The organism is uncultured Nostoc sp. (assembly GCF_964245575.1).
Taxonomy (GTDB): Bacteria; Cyanobacteriota; Cyanobacteriia; order Cyanobacteriales; family Nostocaceae; genus Nostoc.
In genome coordinates this window covers 1-7,614 of the sequence record NZ_CAXTNP010000324.1, presented here as the reverse complement: position 1 = coordinate 7,614, position 7,614 = coordinate 1, and the positions used below count along the sequence as shown (strand labels likewise).

The following is a 7,614-nucleotide window of genomic DNA, read 5'->3' as shown; positions in this document are numbered from 1 at the left end:
AGTCCCTAGTCCCCAGTCCCCAGCCCCCAGTCCCTATTTAGAATGCAACTTTTCCTGCATGACAGTATTAGCCTGAGTTGACTTGCCATTTTTGCCGTTAGTATGGGCGTTACCATTGCGGGGATGGATCACACCATAACCGCCGTGGTTGCGTTCGTAAATTACATTAATCTCTCCAGTTTCAGAATTGCGGAACATATAAAAGTCGTGTCCTACGAGTTGCAGTTGTTCTAAAGCTTCTGCAAGGGTCATCGGCGACATGGAAAAATATTTGGTGCGAACGACTTCGTTGGGTAGTTCGGGGGTGCGATCGCCAATTAAATCTGTGACTACCGATTCTACAACAACTACTTCTTCTGGTTGGGACTGAGTTTTCTGGTCTTGACGCCGTTCTTTGTATTTCCGCAGTTGACGGGCAATTTTATCTGCAACTAAGTCAATGCTGGCATATAGACTTTCACTGCTTTCCTCGGCACGGATAACGCTACCATTAGCGTAAATAGTTACTTCAGCCGCTTGTCTTGTATTAATTCGAGGATTACGGGCTACGCTAAGATGCACATCCACTTCATTTGTAAGGCTCTGAAAGTGACTAACTGCTTTTTCAATCTTTTGATGTACATATTCCCGAATCGCATCGGTGATTTCAATATTTTTGCCGTGGATGACAAGCTTCATGTAAACTCTCCCACTGAATATTTAATGTGTGAATTTGCTTTGTATGAAAAGAAATTGCGGTAAGGTTTATTACTCCCGCCAAAACAAATTGTGAACTCTTTCTATGTACTGCTGGTAAGCTTTTCTAAACTTACTGCATCTAGGCTTTTGCTCATTATACCCTTGATTTTACTCCTCATCTCTGCGCTGATATCCAATTGGATATCCACCTAGAACTCTTTGGTGAGGAAATTTGAGCAGTAGCTCCTGTAACTGTCTTCTGTGTTAAAACAACGCTTACAGAACTGTTGATAGTTGCTCCTTCTGTGTTCGGTTAAAGTTTGCTTGCTGTTGTTCAATAATACAAGCCTTTGTGGAAATTTGATTCTGTTTGAAATGCAAACTATTGTTATGAGAGTCATCAGCCAGTGCATTCGTCTTTATCGTCTTGGCATGATGCTTATTGCAGAGAATTCCTCCTAAAAACCTATTGAGGTTATATATTCAAGCTAGCACTTTGTATTTTCTAATGCATGTTCCCTTGACTTTCCTTTAAAATCCTTTGCAAATCTTGATATTTGTTAGACTTCCATTTTGTAATTTGAAATATATTTCGCCCTTAATACAGTTGATTTTTGGCATAATCCATAGTATGAAACCACATAAAAACCGTTGTTTATTGTATAATCAAGGATTAATGCCTTACTTAGATGCTCATGGATGGCAGCGATCGCTGCTGACTGAGCGTATCCATGACTCCAGTCTAGATGACGTGTTAATTTTGCTAGAACATCCACCTGTCTACACTCTAGGACAAGGAAGCAACTCAGATTTTCTCAAATTTGATATTGACAAAGGTCTATATGATGTGCATAGAGTTGAACGAGGCGGTGAGGTTACTTACCATTGTCCCGGTCAACTGGTGGGGTATCCAATTTTAAATCTGCAACGTTATCGTAAAGACCTTCATTGGTATTTACGCCAACTCGAAGAAGTAATAATTCGGGTATTGGCAGTTTATGGGTTGCAGGGAGAAAGAATTCCGGCTTTTACTGGCGTTTGGTTACAAGGGCGAAAAGTTGCGGCTATTGGGATTAAAGTTAGCCGTTGGATTACCATGCACGGCTTTGCGTTAAATGTTTGTCCTGATATGACAGGCTTTGAGCGCATTGTACCCTGCGGTATTTCTGATAAACCTGTAGGCAGTTTAGCCGAATGGATTCCAGGTATCATTTGCGAAGAAGTGCGTTTTTATGTAGCACAGTCCTTTGCTGAAGTCTTTGGTGCGGAATTAGTCGAGTCGCAGCCTCAAGGATTTTTCCGGTCTGAGTAAATTCAGCTTGTATATGTAATAAATACTATAGCAGTCCTATTTAAATTGTGAGACACTAATGAGAGTAGCCCATATTTAATAGTATTAAAATAACTATTTAACTACGGTTGTCAAAGCTAAAATTTGATTATTTACAAATTTATATACTAAATTTTTACGGCACTCAAGCACAAATTTGCGCGTGAATTACTCAAATAATCTCCAGGTATATGCCCCATCTTTAACGTTTCTGAGAGAACGTGATTGGACAGCTTTAATAGAACTATTTGATAGAGACGACGGTGATGAAATTGAAGCCGACATCGACAGTAGTTTGTTTTGGCTGATACCTGAACCTTGTTGGGAAGATGATCCCTTTGATTTCTTGCGCGAGTATCTTTGAAAAGTGATGAGTTATGAGTTATGAGTTATGAGTTATGAGTTATGAAAAAACCTTTAATTGATAACTCCTCACTCCTAACTCCTAACTATCTAACGTTGAGGCGACTTAGGAAAATACGTAAGCGATCGCTTTGGGGATTGGTCAGCACTTCATAGGCTGGGCCTTGTTCTGTCACAATACCGTTGTCTAAAAATATCACCTGATGGGCTACTTCTTTTGCAAATTGCATTTCATGGGTGACAACCACCATTGTCATCCCTTCTGATGCCAATTGTTGCATCACTTGCAAAACTTCGCCGACGAGTTCGGGATCTAGGGCGCTGGTGGGTTCGTCAAATAGCATGATTTGGGGATTCATACATAAACTACGAGCGATCGCTACTCGTTGCTTTTGTCCGCCAGAAAGTTGTTCGGGATAAGCCGAGGCTTTGTCAGATAAGCCAACTTTTTCAAGATATAACCTCGCTAGTTGGGCGCTTTCTTTCGGTGTTTTTCCCAAGACTTTACGCGGTGCAAGTGTCATATTTTCTAAGACGCTAAGATGAGGAAACAGGTTGAACTGTTGAAAAACCATACCTACTTGTGTTCGTAGTTGCCGCACTTGGCTATAGTTGAGAGTGGGTCGGGATAAGTTAATTCCGTTGATTATTAAACGCCCGTTGTCAATGGTTTCTAGGCGGTTGAAGCAGCGTAGTAGAGTACTTTTACCACAACCGGAGGAACCGATAACTGCAACGACTTCTCCCCGGTTGATTTCGCCGGTGATTCCTTTGAGGACTTTGAGGGAACCAAAGTTTTTTTCGATGTTGTCAAAAATAATGGCGGGGATGGTATTGTTCATTACTTATGTCAAACTGCTCTACAGTTGATTGTAAGGTTTTAAGGTAGATGCAAAGTGGCTACCGCAGAGGCGCAGAGAGCGCAGAGGCGAGAGAAAATAATATGGTTAAATTTGGTTTTGTGCGCTGGTGTGTAGTTGTAGGTTTTAGCTGTTTGTTACTGGCTGGCTGTGCTGTGAATTCTAGCGTGGGTAAAACTCTGCAAGTTGCTACTGATCCGACGTTTCCACCTTTTGAGTCGCAAAAACAAAGTGGTGAGTTGCAAGGTTTTTCTATTGAGTTGATGAATGCGATCGCAGTTGCTGCTAACTTTAAATTCAATTTTAAAAGTCTGCCTTTTGATGGCATAATCTCAGCTTTAGGAGCCAAAACGGTAGATGCGGCGATTAGTTCCATTACGATTACAGAGGAGAGGGCGAAGACTATTTCTTTTTCCCGTCCTTATTTTAAAGCTGGGTTAGCGATCGCAATTCGTGCAGACAATCAAGATATTACTGGTTTTGACAGTCTCAAAAATAAAAAAATTGCTGTACAAATTGGTACAACTGGGGCTGTAAAGGCTAAAAGTATTCCTGGGGTGCAAATTCGCAGCTTTGATTCTGCGCCCATAGCCTTGCAAGAATTGCTCAATGGCAATGTGGATGCAGTAATTAATGATGCACCTATGACTGTATATGCCATTAATACGGGCAATCTTCAGGGAATTAAAGTAGTACAGAAATTGCTGACAGAGGAGTTTTATGGAATTGCTACACCTAAAAACTCACGGAATTTGGCATTGATAAATGATGGCTTGGATAGGGTGCTGAAAAATGGCACTTATTCCAAAATTTACCAGAAATGGTTTAAAGTTGAACCGCCATCACTACCAGCTAAATCACTATTTGAGAATCAAACTAACACTAACGCGCCTAAAATATATACCTCCTTTGGCGTGATTTTGCAAGCTTTTCCAACTTTATTACAAGGTGTGTTGGTAACGTTACAATTGACGATACTTTCTGTAGTGTTTGGTTTAATTGGAGGTTCCCTGATTGGTATTGTCCGCCTTTCTCATATTGCACCTGTGCGTTGGGTGGCGAGGGCGTATGTAGATTTTTTCCGGGGAACGCCTTTGTTGGTGCAAATTTTTATGATTTATTTTGGATTACCAGCAATTTTGCAAGAACTTGGTTTGACATTTAGTTTTGATCGCCTAACTGCTGGGGTAATTGCTTTAAGTTTGAATAGCGCCGCATACATTGCCGAAGTTGTTCGTGCTGGGATTCAATCAATTGAACCAGGACAAGCAGAAGCAGCACAGTCATTAGGTTTGAGTTCTGTACAAACAATGAGTTATATAATTTTTCCCCAGGCTTTCCGACGGATGATTCCACCTTTAGGTAATGAATTTATTAGTTTGTTGAAAGATACAAGCTTAGTTGCAGTGATTGGTTTTGAAGAATTGTTTCGCAAAGGACAGTTAATTGTCGCCGGGAACTATCGCGCTTTTGAAATTTACGCGGCTGTGGCGGTGGTTTATTTATGTTTGACTTTACTTTCTTCACAAGCATTTAGTCGTTTAGAAGTGTGGATGAATCCAGTGAAACGGCACAGGAAGTACAATACCTACTAAGTTTTCAATGATTTCTCAATTTAGGATTGCTAATGTCAATTAACTTTCCGGGTAAGCACTAAGTACAGTTTTGCGTAAAAGCCTAGCGTTTTTAATGCAGGTGAACACATTAACAATGCAAGCTGATGCATTAACAATGCAAGCTGATGCATTAACAATGTAAGCCGATGCATTAACAATGTAAGCCGACGCATTAACAATGTAAGCCGATGCATTAACAATGTAAGCTGATGCATTGGCATTGTAGGGTATTGCCAAATTTAATTCGTTACGAATTAATGAAATGCTGTACTAAGCCCGAACGACTGGAGGTCGCACGTTAGTTGCTTGACTGAATTGAATTCTTTATGGGAGCATCCCATTTTTGTATCCGTCATTGCGAAGAGGAACGAGGAAGCAATCCCAGCCTTTGCGATTGCTTCTTCGTTCCTCCTCTCTACGAGACGCACTCGCGATCGCTCAGTCGAACGATTTTGAATTGGAAACCACTTAGTGCATCTGGGTTTTCTCTGTCCATCTGTCGCAATCATTTTTAAAATTGATATAAGTAAATCTTAAGTAGGGGAAGCAAGAGTAGCTCAGGCTTCCTCTTAGAACTTTAGCGAAGACAGCGCAAACTACAAACAATCTTTCTGATTAATTAAATAAAGTTAAATAATTGTAAATATTAATATAAATACAAATTTTATCTAAAAATATTTATACCAATAAACAATATCTCATTGTTAGTATGATCTTCTGGGTATTATAATATTGACATAAATCCTCTTTTGAAAATACCTATATCCAGTCATTTAGTGAGTAAAAAATGTATTTAATGAATATCAACATACCGACGGCTAATAGAGATAAACTAGATAAAATAGAAATTAAAAATTCGTAAATACAACATAATAACCATTGACGATATGAATTTTTGATAACTGTCATAACACCTTAAACACTTTTTGATAGTCAACTTAAAGCAGAATACATGGATGCGGATAATTGGACATATCAACTACAAAAGGTACTACCCATGAGTTCTCGCGCACTGCTGTTAGTAAATCGTCATGCCCGCCAAGGGCAAAAGGGTCTATCGGAAGCGATTGAATATCTGAAGACACTCGGCTTTGATTTAATTGAGGAGTCTACAGAAGACCCCAAACATCTTGCTGAAGTTATATTTCGCTATCAGCATCAAGTTGACTTGGTAATCATTGGTGGAGGAGATGGGACTCTCAATGCGGCAGTAGATGCTTTAGTTGATACTCAGTTGCCCTTGGGAATCTTGCCTTTAGGAACTGCCAACGACCTAGCGAGGACTTTGGGAATCCCGAATTCCCTCAGCGAAGCTTGCAAAATTATTTCATATAGAAATTTACACCGCATCGACTTGGGTTGGGTGAACGGCAAGCACTTTTTTAACGTTGCCAGTCTGGGATTGAGTGTAAAAATTACCCAGCAACTTACCAAAGAAGCCAAACGCCGTTGGGGAATATTTGCTTATGCCGCCACTGCATTGCAAGTGATTTGGGAAGCTAGACCTTTTACTGCGGAGATTTTAATCAATGGTGAATCAGTTCGCGTGAAAACAGTGCAAATTGCTGTGGGTAACGGCCGCTATTACGGCGGTGGTATGGCAGTGGCTGACGATGCGGCAATAGATGACCAAAGGCTAGACCTGTATAGCTTGGAGATTAGACATTGGTGGCAGGTTATACTATTACTCCCTGCGATGCGACAAGGGCGACATATACATTGGGAGAGTGTACACTCTGTTCAAGGTCAAGAAATAGAGGTGCATACTCGCAAACCTCGCCCTATCAATACAGATGGTGAAATCACTACCTACACTCCTGCTCATTTTCGGGTTATACCTAAAGCTATAACTGTTTTAGTACCCCCAAAAATTAGGAGTTAGGAGTTATTCTGTCTCATCTCCCTCTGTTAGAAATGTGGGAGCTCGCACCAAATGCATCTGAGATTTTCTCAAGATATAAAGTCCCTATTGCAACGCCTAGCTGAACAACCGCTAACTCTAGGTGATATTTTGGCAGAAACCTCAGAACGGGGGTTCTGCCTAGTAATTACATTATTAGTTTTGCCCTTTTTGTTTCCTATGCCACCGGGATTAACTGGCCCTTTTGGTGGTGCTTGTTTACTGTTGTCAGCCCAAATGGTTTTAGGGAGGCGATCGCCTTGGCTGCCAAAAAGAATTGCTAACTACAAATTTCCTCGTCCCTTTGCCCAGTTACTTTTGCAAAATTTGGGACGTCTTACCAAAGTGTTACAAAAAATCGCCCGTCCCCGATTGGCAAAAATAGCCCATAATCCTTTAATTTGGCGAATTAATGGGCTTTGTATCTCCTTTTTAACAGTATTACTAATATTACCAATTCCCTTTACAAATCCCATCCCCACTGTAGGTATTTTACTTTTGACTGTTGCCACCATCGAATCTGACGGTTTATTAATTTGCATCAGCTACGGTATTACTGTCCTAATTACCTTGCTCTTTGGATTTATTGGTTACGCAGTATGGTTAGCTCCCAGCTTGCTGCCATCTATATTTAAATAATAAAAACCTTCAACTAAAAGCTGAAGGCTGCAATTTATTAGGGTGCATCTACAATTTACTAATCCGCTTGATTGATTGCCATATCCGGGAAGATTTAATCTATAAGCAAATTTATTTTATTCTTAAATTAAAAAATATTAATAAAAAAGCCTTCAACTAAAAGCTGAGGGCTGTAATTTATTAGGGTGCATCTACAATTTACTAATCCGCTTTATTGGTTGCCATATC

The 7,614-nt window shown here is 40.2% G+C and carries 8 protein-coding genes; 5 read left to right on the top strand and 3 right to left on the bottom strand.

Annotated features, from left to right (window positions below; genetic code table 11):
- Nucleotides 1-33: 33 nt before the first annotated feature.
- Entirely contained in the window at nt 34-678 is a 645-nt protein-coding gene (gene hpf / locus ACFFAP_RS32965) for a ribosome hibernation-promoting factor, HPF/YfiA family (RefSeq protein WP_375515162.1), read from the bottom strand.
- 631 nt (nt 679-1,309) lie between these two features.
- Here hpf and lipB point away from each other — a divergent pair.
- Together lipB and ACFFAP_RS32955 are read left to right on the top strand one after the other, a co-directional pair.
- Nucleotides 1,310-1,990 (top strand): lipoyl(octanoyl) transferase LipB, encoded by a 681-nt coding sequence (lipB, locus tag ACFFAP_RS32960; RefSeq protein WP_375515161.1) that lies wholly within the window; start codon nt 1,310-1,312, stop codon nt 1,988-1,990.
- 181 nt (nt 1,991-2,171) lie between these two features.
- A complete protein-coding gene (locus tag ACFFAP_RS32955) occupies nt 2,172-2,372 on the top strand; it encodes a hypothetical protein (RefSeq protein WP_375515160.1) in 201 nt (66 codons plus the stop codon).
- 85 nt (nt 2,373-2,457) lie between these two features.
- Here the strand turns inward: ACFFAP_RS32955 and ACFFAP_RS32950 are convergent, their stop codons facing one another.
- Nucleotides 2,458-3,213, bottom strand: a complete 756-nt coding sequence (locus ACFFAP_RS32950) for an amino acid ABC transporter ATP-binding protein (protein ID WP_375515159.1) — start codon at nt 3,211-3,213, stop codon at nt 2,458-2,460.
- A 101-nt stretch (nt 3,214-3,314) separates the two neighbouring features.
- Here ACFFAP_RS32950 and ACFFAP_RS32945 point away from each other — a divergent pair, with 101 nt between their 5' ends.
- Entirely contained in the window at nt 3,315-4,826 is a 1,512-nt protein-coding gene (locus ACFFAP_RS32945) for an ABC transporter permease subunit (protein ID WP_375515158.1), read from the top strand.
- A gap of 39 nt (nt 4,827-4,865) precedes the next feature.
- On the opposite strand, the gene ACFFAP_RS32940 is transcribed toward ACFFAP_RS32945, so the two are convergent.
- Nucleotides 4,866-5,084 (bottom strand): hypothetical protein, encoded by a 219-nt coding sequence (locus ACFFAP_RS32940; protein ID WP_375515157.1) that lies wholly within the window; start codon nt 5,082-5,084, stop codon nt 4,866-4,868.
- A gap of 760 nt (nt 5,085-5,844) precedes the next feature.
- On the opposite strand from ACFFAP_RS32940, the gene ACFFAP_RS32935 reads away from it, so the two are divergent.
- Together ACFFAP_RS32935 and ACFFAP_RS32930 are read left to right on the top strand one after the other, a co-directional pair.
- Entirely contained in the window at nt 5,845-6,729 is an 885-nt protein-coding gene (locus ACFFAP_RS32935) for a lipid kinase (protein ID WP_375515163.1), read from the top strand.
- Nucleotides 6,730-6,780: 51 nt separating this feature from the next.
- Nucleotides 6,781-7,386, top strand: a complete 606-nt coding sequence (locus ACFFAP_RS32930) for an exopolysaccharide biosynthesis protein (protein WP_375515156.1) — start codon at nt 6,781-6,783, stop codon at nt 7,384-7,386.
- Nucleotides 7,387-7,614: the final 228 nt, after the last annotated feature.

What these genes read in the sequence shown, in the direction of transcription:
- hpf (WP_375515162.1), bottom strand. Translation starts at nt 678, where the DNA reads ATGAAGCTTGTCATCCACGGCAAAAATATTGAAATCACCGATGCGATT.
- lipB (WP_375515161.1), top strand. Translation starts at nt 1,310, where the DNA reads ATGAAACCACATAAAAACCGTTGTTTATTGTATAATCAAGGATTAATG.
- ACFFAP_RS32950 (WP_375515159.1), bottom strand. Translation starts at nt 3,213, where the DNA reads ATGAACAATACCATCCCCGCCATTATTTTTGACAACATCGAAAAAAAC.
- ACFFAP_RS32945 (WP_375515158.1), top strand. Translation starts at nt 3,315, where the DNA reads ATGGTTAAATTTGGTTTTGTGCGCTGGTGTGTAGTTGTAGGTTTTAGC.
- ACFFAP_RS32935 (WP_375515163.1), top strand. Translation starts at nt 5,845, where the DNA reads ATGAGTTCTCGCGCACTGCTGTTAGTAAATCGTCATGCCCGCCAAGGG.
- ACFFAP_RS32930 (WP_375515156.1), top strand. Translation starts at nt 6,781, where the DNA reads ATGCATCTGAGATTTTCTCAAGATATAAAGTCCCTATTGCAACGCCTA.